Source organism: Novosphingobium sp. BL-52-GroH (genome assembly GCF_044813085.1).
Lineage (GTDB): Bacteria > Pseudomonadota > Alphaproteobacteria > Sphingomonadales > Sphingomonadaceae > Novosphingobium.
In genome coordinates this window covers 2,371,156-2,387,143 of record NZ_CP171152.1, presented here as the reverse complement: position 1 = coordinate 2,387,143, position 15,988 = coordinate 2,371,156, and the positions used below count along the sequence as shown (strand labels likewise).

Here is a 15,988-nt window from a genome sequence, read left to right as displayed (position 1 = left end):
GTTAGCCGACGTGCAAATCATGACGCCCACGCTTTCCCGCCTGCCGCAGCAGCCGCTCGGCGCGGGCGAGGTAGGGGCGGTCGAGCATGCCGCCTTTCCACCCGATCGCGCCGACGCCGGGGTTGGCGGCGAAGACGTCGACCACTTCCTGCGCCTCGGCGATCTCCGCCTCGGTGGGGGTGAAGGCCGCGTTGATGACCGGGACTTGCGCCGGGTGGATGGCCATCATGCCGCGATAGCCGTCGCGGCGGACCTTCTCGGCCCGCTCGCGCAGGGCGTCGAGGTCCTTGAAGTCGGCGCTGATGGTCTCGATGGCGGTGACGCCGGCGGTCGCCGCGCCCAGCACGGTAAGGCTGCGGGCCAGTTCGTAAGTGAAGGAATAGGAGCCATCGGCATTGCGGTTGGACGAAGCCCCGATCGAATCGGCGAGGTCCTCCGCCCCCCAGGTCAGCGCGACGACGCGCGGGGCGCCCTTGTAGTCGCCGGTGTGGAACATGGCCTCGGCGGTCTCGGTGACGAGCACGATGACCGGGGTGGAGCCTTCCTCGATCCCGTTCGCCACTTCCAGCGCGGACAGGCAGTGGTCCAGCCTTTCCACGTCGGCGCGGCCATAGACCTTGGGCAGCATGATGCCGCCCGGGTGCGCGGGCATGACGGCGGCAAGGTCGTGGAGGGTGTGCGGGCCGTCCAGCGGGTTGACGCGGACCCACAGCCGGTGGCGCTGCGCGGGGTTGGCCTTGATGAAGTCATGCACCAGCGGGCGCGCGGCGGCCTTGGCGTCGGGGGCGACGGCGTCCTCGAGGTCGATCAGGACGATGTCGGCCTCGCCGTCCATTGCCTTGGTCATCTTCTTCTCGCTGTCGCCGGGAGCGAACAGCCACGAGCGAGCGGTGGCGGGCTGGTGGGTCGTGGGCATGATCTCTCCAAATTCGTCGTCCCGGACTGGATCCGGGACCGCTGGCCGTGAACGGCCCACCTCGCGCCGGGACGCCCTGCCGAGGGTTCGCATCTAAAGACAGCCACCGGTCCCGAATCAAGTCCGGGACGACGATGCCATCGCTCAATAGCTCTTGGGCAGTTCCAAAACCCTCTCGGCGATGTAGTTCATGATCTGGTGCGGGCTCACCGGGGCGATGCGCGGGATCATCACTTCGCGGAAGTAGCGCTCGACGTGGTATTCCTGCGCATAGCCCATGCCGCCCATCGACATGACCGCCGTCTGGCAGGCCTCGAACCCGGCTTCGGCGGCGAGGTACTTGGCGGAGTTCGCCTCCACCCCGCAGTCGAGCCCCTGGTCGAACATCGTCGCCGCCTTGAATACCATGAGGCTGGCCGCCTCGACCTGCATCCACGCCTTGGCCAGCGGATGCTGGATGCCCTGGTTCTGGCCGATCGGCCGCCCGAACACGACGCGTTCCTGCGCGTATTTCGACGCCTTCCTGATCGCGATCCGGCCCAGCCCGGTCGCCTCCGCCCCCAGCAGCACGCGCTCGGGGTTGAGGCCCTGCAGGAGGATCTTGAAGCCCTGGCCCTCGGCCCCGATGCGGTCTTCCTCGGGGATGAACAGGTCGGTGATGAACAGCATGTTCGAACCGACGGCATGGCGGCCCATCTTGGGGATCAACTGATGCTCGATATGGGCGCGGTCGAGGCGGGTGTAGAACAGCGTCAGCCCCTCGGTCTTCTTCCTGACCTGGTCCAGCGGGGTGGTGCGCGCGATCAGCAGCATGCGGTCGGCGACGTGGGCGTTGGTGATCCAGATCTTCTCGCCGTTGACCCGGTAGCCGCCCGGCACCTTCTCCGCGCGGGTCTTGAGGCTGGTGGTGTCGAGGCCGGTGTTGGGCTCGGTCACCGCGAAGCACATCTTCTCGGCGCCGGACAGGATCGGCGGGATCATCCGCTGCTGCTGTTCCTCGGTGCCGAACAGGGCGACCGGCTCCAGCCCGAACACGGGGCCGTGGATCGCCGAGGCCGCCGTCATGCCGCCGCCGCTTTCGGCCACCGCCTGCATCATCACCGCCGCCTCGGTGATGCCCAGGCCGGCACCGCCCACCGATTCGGGCATGGCGATGCCCAGCCAGCCAGCCTGCGCCATCGACAAGTGGAAGTCGGTCGGAAATTCGCCACTGCGATCCTTTTCCAGCCAGTACTCGTCGGGGAACTGCGAGCAGTGCTTCAGGACCGCCTCGCGGATATCCTGCTGATCCTGGTTGAGTGTGAAATCCACCTGGTTTCGGCCCTTCTTCCCGGTTCCCGTCCTGTCCGGACGCTGGGCGAGAGCTAGCAGCACCGAGCCGCCGAGACAATGACGTTGTTCCTATATCGGTTCATTGAACGAAAATACGCATGGATTTGATTGCGAGGTTCGGGTAGGACTGCTTCCACAACGAAGGAATGCCGCGAGGCCGATCCCCCTTCCTCGTCATTCCCGCGCAGGCGGGAACCCATCTCCCGACGGTGCGAATCGAAACGGCATCAGATGGCCCCCCGGCCTCCCGGGGGATGACGGACAGAGAGGCTGAGGCACCGGCGGCAGGAGTGGAGAGCGGCATGGCCGAAGCGGCACACGAGACGACGGATGGCCCCCTCGCCGGCATCCGGGTCGTCGATCTCACCAGCGTGGTCTTCGGGCCCTACGCCACGCAGATCATGGCCGACATGGGCGCCGAGGTGTTCAAGGTCGAGCCTCCTGCCGGCGACAACACCCGCTGGATCACCACCGGTCCGGTGCCCGGCATGGGCGGCATCTACGTCAACGTGAACCGCGGCAAGCGCGGGCTGATGCTGGACCTGCGGCAGGAGCAGGACCGCGCCACGCTGCGCGCGCTGATCGCCACCGCCGACGTCTTCATCCACTCGATGCGCGGCAGCGCGATCGCCAAGCTGGGCTTCGACTACGAGGCGGTCCGCGCGATCAGGCCCGACATCGTATACACCAACTGCTACGGCTATTCGCGGCGCGGGCCGGAGGGCGACAAGCCCGCCTACGACGACACCATCCAGGCCGAATGCGGCATCCCCCACGTCCAGGGCCTGATGAACGGCGAGCCCGGCTACGTCGCCACGATCATGGCCGACAAGGTCGCCGGTCTCCACGCGCTCTACGCGACGATGATGGCGCTGTTCCACCGCGAGCGGACGGGAGAGGGACAAGAGGTCGAAGTCACCATGTTCGAGGCGATGTCCTCGTTCATGCTGGTCGAGCATGCCAATGGCGCGATGTTCACGCCGCCGACGACGCCGGCGCACTACCACCGCGCCGTCGAGCCCAACCGGCGGCCCTACAGGACGCAGGACGGCCACGTCGCCGCGCTGGTCTACAACGACAAGCACTGGGACGCCTTCATGGCCGCCGTCGATCCGCCCTGGGCCAGCGAGGAGTTCTCGACCCTGGAGAAACGCGCCCGGCAGATCGGCCGCGTCTACGGCTTGCTGGCGGAGACCTTCCTCACCCGCACCACGCGCGAATGGCTCGACACGCTGCAGGCGCTGCACATCCCCTGCGCGCCGCTGCGCTCCACCGACGAGCTGTTCGACAACGCGCATCTGAACGCCATCGGCTTCTTCGAGGACGTCGAGACCGCGCAGGGCCCGGTCCGCTTTCCCGGCGTGCCGACGTGGTTCTCGGCCACGCCCGGCAAAGTGCGCGGCCCCGCGCCGATGCTCGGCCAGCACAACGAAGCGGTGCTGGCCGAACTCGCGAGCGTCGCCCCAGCGATAGTCGGTGATTCGGAGTGAACAGGACTGTTGATTTCAACTGACAGCATCGAAAAGCTTGGGCTAACCACCTGTTCAAGCCCGACGCTGCCAGAACGATCGGGGAAGAGTGAACGGCCGCGATGCGTCGGACCCGGTCTCCCCTCGAAGAACTAGCGGCAACAACGGATCGGAAGAAAGGCAACCACGATGTACGACGACCAGCCCCAAGTGGATACACGGGCGCCGGAAGCCCCGGCGAAGGCCTCCAAGGGCACGCCGGTATTCAAGCGCATGCTCGACCTGTTCGAGGCCGAGGGCATCAAGACGCTGTTCGGCATTCCCGATCCCAACTTCGTCCACCTCTTCCTCGAAGCCGAGACCCGTGGCTGGACCGTCGTGTCGCCGCACCATGAAGCGTCCGCCGGCCACATGGCCGCTGCCGCCGCGCGCATCACCGGCAAGCCGGCCGTCTGCATCGGCACCCTGGGCCCGGGCATGGCGAACATGATGCCCGCCATCCAGTGCGCCAAGGTCGAGAACGATCCCGTCATCTTCATCGGCGGCCAGCGCGCCCGCATCACCGAGCGCCGCGTGCGCCGGGGCCGCATCCAGTTCGTGCGGCAGGAGCCGATGATCGAGGATTCGGTGAAGTTCTCCAGCTCGATCGAATATGCCGACCAGACCGACGAGATCGTCCGCGAGGCGATCCGCGTCGCGATGTCCGGCACCCCGGGGCCGGCCTATATCGAATTCCCCTCGCACGTCATCCTCGAGGAACTCGACCTGCCGCCGGTGCTGCCGCCGCACCGCTATCGCCTGACCAACCAGGGCGCCGACGGCGATCGCATCGCCGAAGCGGCCGAGATCATCCGCAACGCCAAGAACCCGGTGCTGCTGGTCGGCCATGGCGTCTACACCGCCAAGGCGGGCGCGGCGGTCAAGGAACTGGCCGACCTCATCCAGTGCCCGGTCGTCCAGACCTCGGGCGGCACCTCGTTCATCCCGGGGCTGGAGGACCGCACGTTCCCCTACGGCTTCTCGGAAGCCTCGATCGATGCCGTGGTCGAAAGCGACGTCTGCATCGCGCTCGCCACCGAACTGGGCGAGCCGAGCCATTACGGCCGCTGGCGCCACTGGGTCGACAACGAGGCCAACCGCAAGTGGATCTACGTCCAGCAGGACCCCACCGCGATCGGCGTCAACCGTCCGATCGACGTGCCGCTGGTCGGTGACGTGCGCGCGGTCGTCCCGCAGCTCGTCCGCGCGCTCAAGGACAGCCCCCGCAAGGCTTCGGCCTCGCTGTCGGAATACATCCAGCGCGATGCCCAGCAGCTCGAGGAACTGGCCGAGGACGCCGCCTCCAAGCCCGACGGCTCGACCTCCAAGATGCACACCAGCCAGTTCGTCACCGAGGCGACCAAGGCCTTCCCCAAGGACGGCATCCTGATCCGCGACGGCGGCGCCACGGTGATCTTCCAGTGGACTTACTCGCAGGCCAAGCCGCGCGACGTCATCTGGAACCAGAACTACGGCCACATCGGCACCGGCCTGCCTTATGCGACGGGCGCGATGCTCGCCGACCAGGCACAGACGGGCACGGTGCGTCCGGGACTGCTGATTACCTCGGACTCCTCGTTCCTGTTCCACGTCGGCGAACTCGAGGTCGCGGTGCGCCGCAACCTGCCGCTCGTCTGCATCGTCGGCGTCGACTTCCAGTGGGGCCTCGAAGTGGGCGTCTACAAGCGCACCTTCGGCCACGGCACCAAGGAAACCGGCGTGCACTGGTCCGACAAGGTCCGCTTCGACAAGATCGCGGAAGGCTTCGGCGCCGCCGGCGAATATGTCGAGAAGGCTGCCGACATCGGCCCGGCCATCGCCCGCGCCTTCGAGCGCGGCGGCTGCACCGTGATCCACGTGCCGATCGACCCGGCCGCGAACTCGGAGGAAATGCCGAACTACAACGAGTTCCGCACCTGGTACGCCGAAGGTACGCAGTAACGTAAAGATCCTTCCCTTCGGGCGAGGGGGACCATGCGAAGCATGGTGGAGGGGTACTCTCGGCTTACGGACCGTCTCGTAATGCGAGGGTGCATCTCCACCACCCGGTCCCCTTTCCCGCCCGCGGGGAGGATGGGAGAGAGCACATGCGCAACTACACGCAGTTCTACATCGACGGCCAATGGGTCGCCCCCGTCACGCCCAGGACCACCGAAGTCGTCAACCCGGCCACCGAGGCCGTGTCCGGCACCATCTCGCTCGGCAGCCCGGCCGACGTCGACAAGGCCGTCGCCGCCGCCCGCCGCGCCTTCGCCAGCTACGGCGATGCCAGCGTCGCCGAACGGCTCGACCTGCTCGAGGCGATCCAGGCCGAATATCTCAGGCGCGAGGCCGAACTGGGCGCGGCGATCACCGAGGAAATGGGCGCGCCCGCTTCGCTCGCCAACGGCTTCCACACCCTGCTCGGCAAGGGCCACCTGGCCACCGCGATCGACGTGCTGCGCACCTTCAAGTTCGAGGAACAGCGCGGCGTGACCCTGATCCGCAAGGAGCCGATCGGCGTCTGCGGGCTCATCACCCCGTGGAACTGGCCGATGAACCAGACCTGCGTGAAAGTCTTCCCCGCCCTCGCCGCGGGCTGCACGATGATCCTCAAGCCCCCGCAACTGGCGCCCTATTCGGCCCAGATCCTCGCCGAGATCCTCCACGATGCCGGGGTCCCGGCAGGCGTGTTCAACATGATCCAGGGCCAGGGCTCGGTGATCGGCGCGGCGCTCTCGAAGCACGAGGACGTCGACATGATCTCGTTCACCGGCTCGGAGCCCGTAGGCGTGCAGATCCAGAAGGACGCCGCCGACACCGTCAAGCGCGTCGGCCTGGAACTGGGCGGCAAGTCGGCATGGATCGTCCTCGACGACGCCTCGCTGGCGGCCCACGTCGCCGGGGCGACGGCGGGCATGATGGGCAATTCCGGCCAGACCTGCTCGGCCGGCTCGCGCCTGCTGGTGCCGTCCGCGCGCCTCGACGAAGTGCGCAAGGTCGCCGCCGAGGCCGCCGATGGCGTCACCGTGGGCGATCCCACCGGCAACTTCGCGATGGGCCCGGTCGTCTCCAGGAGCCAGTACGACATCATCCAGGACTACATCGGCAAGGGCCTGGCCGAAGGCGCCGAGCTGATCGCCGGTGGCCTTGGCCGTCCCGAAGGCCTCGACAAGGGCTGGTACGTCCGCCCGACGGTCTTCATCGGCACCAACGACATGGTCATCTCCCGCGAGGAGATCTTCGGCCCGGTCCTCGTCATCATCGGCTACGACGACATCGACGACGCCGTTGCGATCGCCAACGATTCGAACTTCGGCCTCGGCGGCTACGTCTCGGGCGAGGACCTCGACACCTGCCGCGCCGTCTCGCGCCGCCTGCGCACCGGAGCGATCTGGGTCAACGGCGGATTCGACTTCCACGCCCCGTTCGGCGGCTACAAGCGCTCCGGCAACGGGCGCGAGTGGGGGGAACTCGGCTTGCACGAATACCTGGAAGTGAAGTCGATCGTCGGCTGGGCCGCCCCGGCCTGAAAACCGCCTCGTTCGCATCGATCCCTTCGCCCCCGCCTGCGCGGGGATGACGGGGTCGTTCGACCTCGGCGTCTCCCCTCACCCGCTCCGGAAGGCGTGGGTGATCGGGTAGCGGCGGTCGCGGCCGAAGTTGCGGGCGGTCAGCTTGACGCCGGGGGACGCCTGGCGGCGCTTGTATTCGGCCAGGTGCAGCAGCCGTTCGACGTCCCGCACGGCGGCCCGCTCGAAGCCTTCGTTGACCAGTTGCTCGACACTCTTGTCGTGCTCGACGAGGCCGATGAGGATCGGGTCCAGCACATCGTAAGGCGGCAGGCTGTCGCTGTCGCGCTGGTCGTCGCGCAGTTCGGCGGTCGGCGCGCGGGTCAGGGTGTTCTGCGGGATCACCGCCCGGGCGGGCCCCAGGCCGATGCGCGGGACATGACCGTTGCGCCAGCGCGCGAGCGCGAAGACGGTCATCTTGTAGGCATCCTTGAGCGGATTGTAGCCGCCCGCCATGTCGCCGTAGATGGTGGCGTAGCCGACGCTCATCTCGCTCTTGTTGCCCGTGGTCATGAGCATCGGGCCGAACTTGTTCGACAGCGCCATCAGCGCCGCGCCGCGAATGCGCGACTGCAGGTTCTCCTCGGCGACGTCGCGGGCGCGGCCCTCGAACGCCTCGCCGAGCATCGAATCGAAGCCGTCGACGGCCGTGCCGATCGGCATCTCGCTATAGCGGATGCCCAGCGCGCGAGCACAGGCGGCGGCGTCCTCGAGGCTTTCGGCGCTGGTGAAGCGCGAGGGCATCATCACCCCCCAGACCCGTTCCGGCCCCAGCGCATCGACCGCGATGGCCGCGCAAGTGGCGGAATCGACGCCGCCCGACAGGCCCAGCACCACGCCGGGAAAGCCGTTGCGGTTCACGTAGTCGCGCAAGGCCAGGACCATGGCGCAGTAGATGTCCTCGGGATGCACCGCGAGGCTCTCCACCGTACCGCGATCGCAGCGCCAGCCCTTCGCGGTCTTGGTCCAGTTGGTCTGGACGACCTGCTCCTCCCAGTCGCGCAGTTGGACCGCGAGGCCGCCGTCGCCGTTGACCACGAAGCTGGCGCCGTCGAAGACCAGCTCGTCCTGGCCGCCCACGCGGTTGAGGTAGGCCAGCGGCAGGCCGGTATCGACCGCGCGGCGCTTGGCCACGCCCTCGATGCGCAGGGCGTCCTTGTTGATCTCGTAGGGGCTGCCGTTGATGCAGATGAACATCTCGGCGCCGAAGTCGGCCAGGTGGCGGCAGACTTCGGGCCGCCAGATGTCCTCGCAGATGGGTACGCCGATCATCGTGCCGCGCAGGATCACCGGCTCGGGCAGCGGGCCGGGCTGGAACAGGCGCATCTCGTCGAAAGTGCCGTAATTGGGCAGCTCGTGCTTGAGACGGACGGCGGCGACCTTGCCCTGGTCGAGCAGGGCCACCCCGTTGTGCAGCGCGCCATCGAGCACGAAGGCCGAGCCGACCAGCATCGCCGGACCGTCGCCCGCGCTGGCCTCGGCCAGCTTCTGCAGCTCGGCGGCGGCCTTCTCGATCAGCGAGGGCTTGAGGATCAGGTCCTCGGGCGGGTAGCCGATCAGGTGCAGTTCGGGGAAGACGATGAGATCGCTGCCCCGCGCCTGTTCGCGCGCCGCGAGGACGCCCGCGGCATTGCCGGCGATGTCCCCCACCGACTGGTTGAGCTGCGCGAGAGTGATCTTCAGCGTATCGGGCATGGCGCGGTTGATGCCCGGCACCATCGGGCAGTGCAAACGAAAATCCGCCCTTTGCCGGCAGGTCCGGGCAAGATGCCGCCCCGGGGTTGCTTCCCCCCAGGCCACGCCGGTGTCGCACTGGCGAAGGAGCAAGAAGGGGATGCGATACACCCCTCGTCCCGGACTTGATCCGGGATCGCGGGCAATCCACGAGGAGACGGCTCGCGCTCAAACGCCCCAGCGCAGGCAAGAGGCAAGGCCCCGACGCCGGATACAAAAAACCCTCCCGGCTGGGAGGGCTTCTGTCCGTCGCGAAACGGACTTTCCGTCGGTTCCCGCGAGGGTTCCTAAAGCGGAAAGCGGTGGAGGCAGGCGTGCCGCAAGGACAGGCGCCGAGCCTCCAAGCCGATTACAGCGCCTCGGACGCAGCCTCGGTCGGCACGTCGGTGGCATCACCGGTCATCAGTTCTTCCGGCGTGGTCTCAACCGACTCGGTTGCCTCGGGAGCCGGTTCACCGCCGCAAGCAGCGAGCGACAGAGCGGCGACCGACGCGAACGCGGCGAAAGCAATTTTCTTCATGCGAATCCCCTTGCATTGTTTGGCCCACAGGCCAACGCTTGCAGGACAAGCCTGCAGCGCCATTCTTTAGACGAGACGATGGTGCAACGCAAATAGGAATGACAAGGGCGGAAATCCGCTGATTTCCTAGGGCTTGCGAACATATAAAGATATCTTTATATGACCCGCCATGCGGATCGACCCTCTCCTTCGCGCTCTGTCCGAGCCGACGCGCCTGCGCATCATGCGCCTGCTCGCGCATATGGAGCTGGCGGTCGGCGAACTGGCGCAAGTCCTCGGCCAGAGCCAGCCGCGGGTCTCGCGTCATATCCGCATCCTGTGCGATGCCGGCCTTGCCGAGCGCCGCAAGGAAGGTAGCTGGGTGTTCCTGCGCAGCGCGGTGAGCGAGCATGGCGCGCTGTCCGTGGGCAGTGCGACGGCACAGCTTCTGGCCGTGGCCGAGCGCGACGACACGCAGTTCTCCGCGCGCTGCTTCGAGGATCGCCGCCACCTCGCCGCGATCCGCGCCGGGCGCGAGGCGAGCGCGCAGGCCTACTTCGCGCGGCATGCGGTCGAATGGGACACGCTGCGCCGCCTCCACGGCGCCGACGAGCCGGTCGAGACGGCGCTGCTCGGCGCGCTGGGCGGCGAGCCGCTGGGCGCCCTGCTCGATGTCGGAACCGGCACCGGCCGCATGGCCGAGCTGCTGGCGACCCGCGCCGGCCGTGTGACCGCGCTCGACAAGAGCCCGGAAATGCTGCGCATCGCCCGCGCCCGCCTGCAGTCGCTGCCGGCGGGCAAGGTCGATCTGGTCCAGGGCGACTTCCTGGGCCTGCCGTTCGCCGCCGATACCTTCGACACCGTGCTGTTCCACCAGGTGCTCCACTATGCGCAGGACCCCGGCGCGGTGCTGGCCGAAGCCGCGCGCGTGCTGCGCCGCGGCGGGCGCATCGCCGTGGTCGACCTCGCCGCGCACGAGCGCGAGGAACTGCGCGAAGTCCACGCCCATGCGCGCCTCGGCTTTTCCGACGAGCAGATGCACGCGCTGCTGACCGCCGCCGGGTTCGCACCTTCCATCCCGGTCGCCCTTCCCGGCGACCCGCTCACCGTCAAAATCTGGACGGCGCACCGCGCCGCTAATCGAGAGACCGTCTGATGACCGCTGCCCACCGACCGGCCGAGACCCCGCTTTTCGCGGGACTGCCGGGCGACATTTCCGTCTCCTTCGAATTCTTCCCGCCCAAGTCGGAGAAGATGGAGGAGCAGCTGTGGGACGCGATCACCCAGCTCGCCCCGCTCGACCCCAGTTTCGTCTCGGTGACCTACGGCGCCGGCGGCTCCACGCGCGAACGCACGCATTCGACCGTCTCGCGCATCGTGCGCGAGACGGCGCTGGTCCCGGCCGCGCACCTCACTTGCGTCGCGGCGAGCAAGGACGAGATCGCCGAGGTCGCCGACCAGTACTGGGACGCCGGCGTGCGCCACATCGTCGCCCTGCGCGGCGATCCGCCGCCGGCCGACGGCGGCCGCTTCACCCCCCACCCCGAGGGCTACGCCAGCGCCGCCGCGCTGGTCGAGGGGCTGAAAGCACGCCACGATTTCGAAATCTCGGTCGCCGCCTACCCCGAGGTGCACCCCGAGGCGGTGAGCGCCGAGGCCGACCTCGACAACCTCAAGCGCAAGCTCGATGCCGGCGCGACGCGGGCGATCACGCAGTTCTTCTTCTCGACCGACGCCTACTTCCGATTCCTGGACAAGGTGCTGGCGGCGGGCATCACCGCGCCGATCCTGCCCGGCATCATGCCGGTGACCAGCTTTGCGGCGATCCGCCGGATGAGCGGCAACACCCTGGTGCCCGACTGGCTGGAGACGATGTTCGCCGGCCTCGACGAGCGCCCCGGCCCGCGCGCGCTGGTCGCCGCCGTCGCCGCCGCCGACTTGTGCAAGCGCCTCTACGAAGGCGGCGTGCGCGATTTCCACTTCTACACCCTGAACCGGGCCGAGCAGGCTTACGCGATCTGCCAGCTTCTGGGTTTGCGGCCGAAGTGAATATGCACGACCCCGCCTCCTCTCCCACCGTCATCCTGAACTCGTTTCAGGATCCATCGTGCCCCGCGGCACGGAAGGTGGAGGGCCGGAAATGGACCCTGGACCAAGTTCAGGGTGACGGTGGTGGTGACGACAAGGTTATGGGCCTACGCGGCCAGGAGTCTGTACAATGAACGCCAGAGAATCCTTCCTCGCCGAGGCGGCCAAGCGCATCCTCATCACCGATGGCGCCTTCGGCACCGAGATCCAGAACTGGAAGCTCTCGGAGGCCGACTACGCCGGCGATCTCGGCCTCAGCCACGACCAGAAGGGCAACAACGACATCCTCGCGCTGACCAAGCCCGAGGTGCCCGAGGCGATCCACCGCGCCTACTTCGAGGCCGGCGCCGACATCGCCGAGACCAACACCTTCTCGGCCAACCGCATCAGCCAGGCCGACTACGGCGCCGAGCATCTGGTGCGCGAGATCAACGTCGAATCCGCCAGGCTCGCCCGCCGCCTCGCCGACGAGTTCGAGGCCAGGGATGGCCGCCCGCGCTTCGTCGCCGGCGCGATCGGCCCGACCAACAAGACGCTCTCGCTCAGCCCCGACGTCAACGATCCCGGCTACCGCGAGATCGACTGGGACACCCTGGTCGACGTCTACAAGGAACAGGCCGCCGCCCTCGTCGAAGGCGGCGCCGACTTCATCCTGATCGAGACGGTGTTCGACACCCTCAACGCCAAGGCCGGCATCATGGCGGTGCGCCAGCTCGAGCACGAACTGGGCCGCGAAGTGCCGATCATGCTGTCGATGACGCTGACGGACCTGTCGGGCCGCAACCTGTCGGGCCACACCGTCGAGGCGTTCTGGCACGCGGTCCGCCATGCCAGGCCGCTGACCATCGGCCTCAACTGCTCGTTCGGCGCGACGCAGCTACGCCCCCACGTCAAGACGCTGGCCGAGCACGCCGACACCCTCATCATGATCTACCCCAACGCCGGGCTGCCCAACGAACTGGGCGAGTACGACGAAATGCCCGACACCACCGCCGGCTTCGTCGGCGAATGGGCAGTCGCGGGGCAGGTCAACGTGCTGGGCGGCTGCTGCGGCTCGACCCCCGCGCACATCAGGGCGATCGCCGACAAGGTGGCCGCCATGGCCCCGCGCGCGCTCCCCGAACTGGCGCCGGTAACCCGCCTCGCCGGTCTCGAACCGTTCATCCTGCCGGCCTGAACGCGCATGCCGGGCATCCCCATCTGGCGCATCCGCCCGGCCGGTCCGGACGATGCCGACGCGCTCGCGCTGGTGGGTGCGGCGACGTTCCTCGAGGCCTTCGCCGGGCTGATCGACGGCGCCGGCCTCGTCGGGCATTGCCGCGACCAGCATTCGGCGCAGGCCTACCGCGCCTATCTCGCCAAGGGCGCGAAAGCCTGGCTGGCCGAGATCGAGCCCGGCGGCGCGCCGGTGGGCTATGCACTGTCCTGCGCGCCCGAACTCGAACTGGCGCAGCCCGGTGACGTCGAACTCAAGCGCATCTACCTGCTCTCGCGCTTCCAGGGCTCGACGATCGCGGGCGCCCTGATGCAGGCGGTGATGGCCGAGGCGCAAGGCGCCACGCGCCTGCTGCTGGGGGTCAAGGACGACAACCACCGCGCCCTCTCCTTCTATGCCAAGCACGGCTTCGAGACGATCGGCACCCGCCGTTTCGACGTGGGCGGCAAGACCTACGACGACTTCGTGCTCGCACGACCTCTGATTCAACGAGAAGAACCATGACTTCGACTGCATCCTCCGGCGCCCGTTTCGTCAACATCGGCGAGCGCACCAACGTCACCGGCTCGGCGAAGTTCAAGAAGCTGGTCATGGCCGGCGACTACCCCGCCGCCGTCGAAGTCGCGCGCCAGCAGGTCGAGAACGGCGCGCAGGTGATCGACGTCAACATGGACGAGGGCCTGCTCGACGCGGTCGAGGCGATGACCACCTACCTCAAGCTGATCGCCGCCGAGCCCGACATCGCCCGCGTGCCGGTGATGATCGACAGCTCGAAGTGGGACGTCATCGAGGCCGGCCTCAAGTGCGTCTCGGGCAAGCCGATCGTCAACTCGATCTCGATGAAGGAAGGCGAGGCGCCGTTCCTCGAGGCCGCGCGCAAGTGCATGGACTATGGCGCCGCCGTGGTCGTCATGGCCTTCGACGAGACCGGCCAGGCCGACACCAAGGAGCGCAAGATCGAGATCTGCAAGCGCGCCTACGCGCTGCTCACCGGCATCGGTTTCCCGCCCGAGGACATCATCTTCGACCCCAACGTCTTCGCCGTCGCCACCGGCATCGAGGAGCACGACCGCTATGGGCTCGACTTCATCGAGGCGGTCGCCGAAATCCGCAAGGCCTGCCCGCACGTCCACTTCTCGGGCGGGTTGTCGAACCTCTCGTTCAGCTTCCGCGGCAACGAGATCGTGCGCCGGGCGATGCACTCGGTGTTCCTCTACCACGCGATCCCGGTCGGGCTCGACATGGCGATCGTCAACGCCGGCCAGCTCGACGTCTACGACCAGATCGACCCGGTGCTGCGCGACGCGTGCGAGGACGTGATCCTGATGCGCCGCCCGGGCGTGGGCGAGGACGGCAAGACCGCCACCGAGCGCCTGATCGACCTCGCCGAAAGCTACAAGGGCAAGGACGTCGTCGCCGAGAAGGCGGCCGAGGAATGGCGCGGCTGGGACGTCACCCGGCGACTGGAGCATGCTCTGGTGCGCGGCATCGACGCCTATGTCGTCGAGGATACCGAGGAAGCGCGCGCCGCCATCGCCGCTGCCGGCGGCCGCCCGATCGAAGTCATCGAAGGCCCGCTGATGGGCGGCATGAACGTGGTCGGCGACCTGTTCGGCTCGGGCAAGATGTTCCTGCCGCAGGTCGTCAAGTCCGCGCGCGTGATGAAGAAGGCGGTCGCCCACCTGATCCCCTTCATCGAGGCGGAGAAGGCCGAGGGCGCCAAGGCCAAGGGCCGCATCATCATGGCGACGGTCAAGGGCGACGTCCACGACATCGGCAAGAACATCGTCGGCGTGGTCCTGCAGTGCAACGGCTACGAGGTGATCGACCTGGGCGTCATGGTGCCGTGGAGCAAGATCCTCGAACAGGCCGCCGAGCACGATGCCGACATCATCGGCCTGTCGGGCCTCATCACCCCCTCGCTCGACGAGATGGTGACGGTGGCCGAGGAGATGCAGCGCGCCGAGATGAGCATCCCGCTGCTGATCGGCGGCGCGACGACCTCCAAGGTCCACACCGCGCTGCGCATCGACCCGGCCTACGCCGGCCCGGTGATCCACGTCCTCGACGCCAGCCGCGCGGTGGGCGTGGCCTCCCAGCTCCTGTCGGACACCCAGGCCGAGGGCTTCAAGTCGCAGGTCTCGATCGACTACGAGAAGGTCCGCGAGGCGCGGGCGAACAAGGGGCAGAGCGACCTGCTCCCGCTCGCCGATGCGCGCGCCAACGCCTTCCCCGCCGACTTCGCGCTCAAGGCCTCCGCGCCTGTCGAGCCCGGTCTCCACGTCTTCGAGGAATGGGACCTTGCCGACCTTGCCGAAACTTTCGACTGGACCCCGTTCTTCCGAGCCTGGGAACTGGCCGGAAACTATCCCAAGATCCTCGAGGACGAGGTCGTCGGCGAAAGCGCGACGAGCCTCTTCGCCGATGCCCAGGCGATGCTCAGGAAGATCATCGACGAGAAGTGGCTGACCGCCCGCGGCGTCTGCGCCTTCTGGCCCGCCCGCCGCGACGGCGACGACGTGCTGCTGGACGACGGCACCCGCATCCCCATGCTGCGCCAGCAGGTCAAGAAATCGCGCGGGCGCGCCAACTTCTGCCTCGCCGACTTCATCGATACGCAGGACGACTGGCTGGGCGGCTTCGCGGTGGGCATCCACGGCATCGAACCGCATCTCGCCCGCTTCCAGGCCGCGCACGACGACTATTCGGACATCCTGCTCAAGGCCCTCGCCGACCGCTTCGCCGAAGCTTTCGCCGAACGCCTCCACGCCCACGTCCGCACCAGGCTGTGGGGTTATGCGCCCGACGAGCAGTTCACCAACGAGGCGCTCATCCGCGAGGAATACCGCGGCATCCGCCCCGCGCCCGGCTACCCGGCCTGCCCGGACCACTCGCTCAAGCCGATCCTGTTCGACCTGCTCAAGGCATCGGACAATGCCGGGATCGTCCTCACCGAAAGCCAGGCGATGCTGCCCACCGCCGCGGTATCGGGCTTCTACTTCGCCCACCCGGAGAGCCAGTATTTCGGCGTCGCCCGCATCGGCCCCGACCAGGTGGAGGACTACGCCGCCCGTCGCGGCGTGGACCTGCCCACTGCCGAACGCTGGCTGCGCCCGAACCTGGACTGAACGTCATCGTCGTCCC

General features: G+C 67.9%; 12 protein-coding genes. 8 read left to right on the top strand and 4 right to left on the bottom strand.

Going from position 1 to position 15,988, the window contains the following annotated elements:
- Position 1: 1 nt before the first annotated feature.
- Positions 2–916 (bottom strand): HpcH/HpaI aldolase/citrate lyase family protein, encoded by a 915-nt coding sequence (locus ACFFDA_RS24155; RefSeq protein ID WP_404479804.1) that lies wholly within the window; start codon positions 914–916, stop codon positions 2–4.
- 144 nt (positions 917–1,060) lie between these two features.
- Positions 1,061–2,227 (bottom strand): acyl-CoA dehydrogenase family protein, encoded by a 1,167-nt coding sequence (locus tag ACFFDA_RS24150; protein WP_404479803.1) that lies wholly within the window; start codon positions 2,225–2,227, stop codon positions 1,061–1,063.
- A gap of 323 nt (positions 2,228–2,550) precedes the next feature.
- Between ACFFDA_RS24150 and ACFFDA_RS24145 the strand changes: the two genes are divergently transcribed.
- The 3 genes from ACFFDA_RS24145 (at position 2,551) to ACFFDA_RS24135 (ending at position 7,268) form a co-directional block, all read left to right on the top strand.
- On the top strand, positions 2,551–3,738 hold the full coding sequence (locus ACFFDA_RS24145; protein WP_404479802.1) for a CaiB/BaiF CoA transferase family protein: 1,188 nt from the start codon (positions 2,551–2,553) through the stop codon (positions 3,736–3,738).
- 168 nt (positions 3,739–3,906) lie between these two features.
- The gene (locus ACFFDA_RS24140) at positions 3,907–5,697 is read left to right on the top strand and encodes a thiamine pyrophosphate-binding protein (RefSeq protein WP_404479801.1); all 1,791 of its coding nucleotides are present in this window, start codon (positions 3,907–3,909) and stop codon (positions 5,695–5,697) included.
- A gap of 146 nt (positions 5,698–5,843) precedes the next feature.
- On the top strand, positions 5,844–7,268 hold the full coding sequence (locus ACFFDA_RS24135; protein WP_404479800.1) for an aldehyde dehydrogenase family protein: 1,425 nt from the start codon (positions 5,844–5,846) through the stop codon (positions 7,266–7,268).
- A 78-nt stretch (positions 7,269–7,346) separates the two neighbouring features.
- Here the strand turns inward: ACFFDA_RS24135 and ACFFDA_RS24130 are convergent, their stop codons facing one another.
- Together ACFFDA_RS24130 and ACFFDA_RS24125 are read right to left on the bottom strand one after the other, a co-directional pair.
- On the bottom strand, positions 7,347–9,002 hold the full coding sequence (locus tag ACFFDA_RS24130; protein WP_404482864.1) for an NAD+ synthase: 1,656 nt from the start codon (positions 9,000–9,002) through the stop codon (positions 7,347–7,349).
- 388 nt (positions 9,003–9,390) lie between these two features.
- On the bottom strand, positions 9,391–9,561 hold the full coding sequence (locus ACFFDA_RS24125; protein ID WP_404479799.1) for a hypothetical protein: 171 nt from the start codon (positions 9,559–9,561) through the stop codon (positions 9,391–9,393).
- Positions 9,562–9,730: 169 nt separating this feature from the next.
- On the opposite strand from ACFFDA_RS24125, the gene ACFFDA_RS24120 reads away from it, so the two are divergent.
- The 5 genes from ACFFDA_RS24120 to metH all read left to right on the top strand — a co-directional run bounded on the left by ACFFDA_RS24120 (position 9,731) and on the right by metH (position 15,972).
- Complete coding sequence (locus ACFFDA_RS24120; RefSeq protein WP_404479798.1) at positions 9,731–10,696, top strand: ArsR/SmtB family transcription factor; 966 nt, start codon at positions 9,731–9,733, stop codon at positions 10,694–10,696.
- Entirely contained in the window at positions 10,696–11,589 is an 894-nt protein-coding gene (gene metF, locus ACFFDA_RS24115; RefSeq protein ID WP_404479797.1) for a methylenetetrahydrofolate reductase [NAD(P)H], read from the top strand. Before ACFFDA_RS24120 ends, metF begins: the two co-directional genes overlap by 1 nt.
- A 169-nt stretch (positions 11,590–11,758) precedes the next feature.
- Positions 11,759–12,805 carry a homocysteine S-methyltransferase family protein gene (locus tag ACFFDA_RS24110; RefSeq protein WP_404479796.1) on the top strand — a complete coding sequence of 349 codons (1,047 nt, stop codon included), beginning with the start codon at positions 11,759–11,761 and terminating at the stop codon, positions 12,803–12,805.
- 6 nt (positions 12,806–12,811) lie between these two features.
- Positions 12,812–13,348, top strand: a complete 537-nt coding sequence (locus ACFFDA_RS24105; RefSeq protein WP_404479795.1) for a GNAT family N-acetyltransferase — start codon at positions 12,812–12,814, stop codon at positions 13,346–13,348.
- A complete protein-coding gene (gene metH / locus ACFFDA_RS24100; protein WP_404479794.1) occupies positions 13,345–15,972 on the top strand; it encodes a methionine synthase in 2,628 nt (875 codons plus the stop codon). Before ACFFDA_RS24105 ends, metH begins: the two co-directional genes overlap by 4 nt.
- The last annotated feature ends 16 nt before the right edge of the window (positions 15,973–15,988 follow it).

Bases quoted from the DNA above. Each gene is read 5' to 3' on its own strand.
- ACFFDA_RS24110 (WP_404479796.1), top strand. From the start codon at position 11,759: ATGAACGCCAGAGAATCCTTCCTCGCCGAGGCGGCCAAGCGCATCCTC.
- ACFFDA_RS24120 (WP_404479798.1), top strand. From the start codon at position 9,731: ATGCGGATCGACCCTCTCCTTCGCGCTCTGTCCGAGCCGACGCGCCTG.
- metH (WP_404479794.1), top strand. From the start codon at position 13,345: ATGACTTCGACTGCATCCTCCGGCGCCCGTTTCGTCAACATCGGCGAG.
- ACFFDA_RS24140 (WP_404479801.1), top strand. From the start codon at position 3,907: ATGTACGACGACCAGCCCCAAGTGGATACACGGGCGCCGGAAGCCCCG.
- ACFFDA_RS24130 (WP_404482864.1), bottom strand. From the start codon at position 9,002: ATGCCCGATACGCTGAAGATCACTCTCGCGCAGCTCAACCAGTCGGTG.
- ACFFDA_RS24145 (WP_404479802.1), top strand. From the start codon at position 2,551: ATGGCCGAAGCGGCACACGAGACGACGGATGGCCCCCTCGCCGGCATC.
- metF (WP_404479797.1), top strand. From the start codon at position 10,696: ATGACCGCTGCCCACCGACCGGCCGAGACCCCGCTTTTCGCGGGACTG.
- ACFFDA_RS24125 (WP_404479799.1), bottom strand. From the start codon at position 9,561: ATGAAGAAAATTGCTTTCGCCGCGTTCGCGTCGGTCGCCGCTCTGTCG.
- ACFFDA_RS24155 (WP_404479804.1), bottom strand. From the start codon at position 916: ATGCCCACGACCCACCAGCCCGCCACCGCTCGCTCGTGGCTGTTCGCT.
- ACFFDA_RS24135 (WP_404479800.1), top strand. From the start codon at position 5,844: ATGCGCAACTACACGCAGTTCTACATCGACGGCCAATGGGTCGCCCCC.
- ACFFDA_RS24105 (WP_404479795.1), top strand. From the start codon at position 12,812: ATGCCGGGCATCCCCATCTGGCGCATCCGCCCGGCCGGTCCGGACGAT.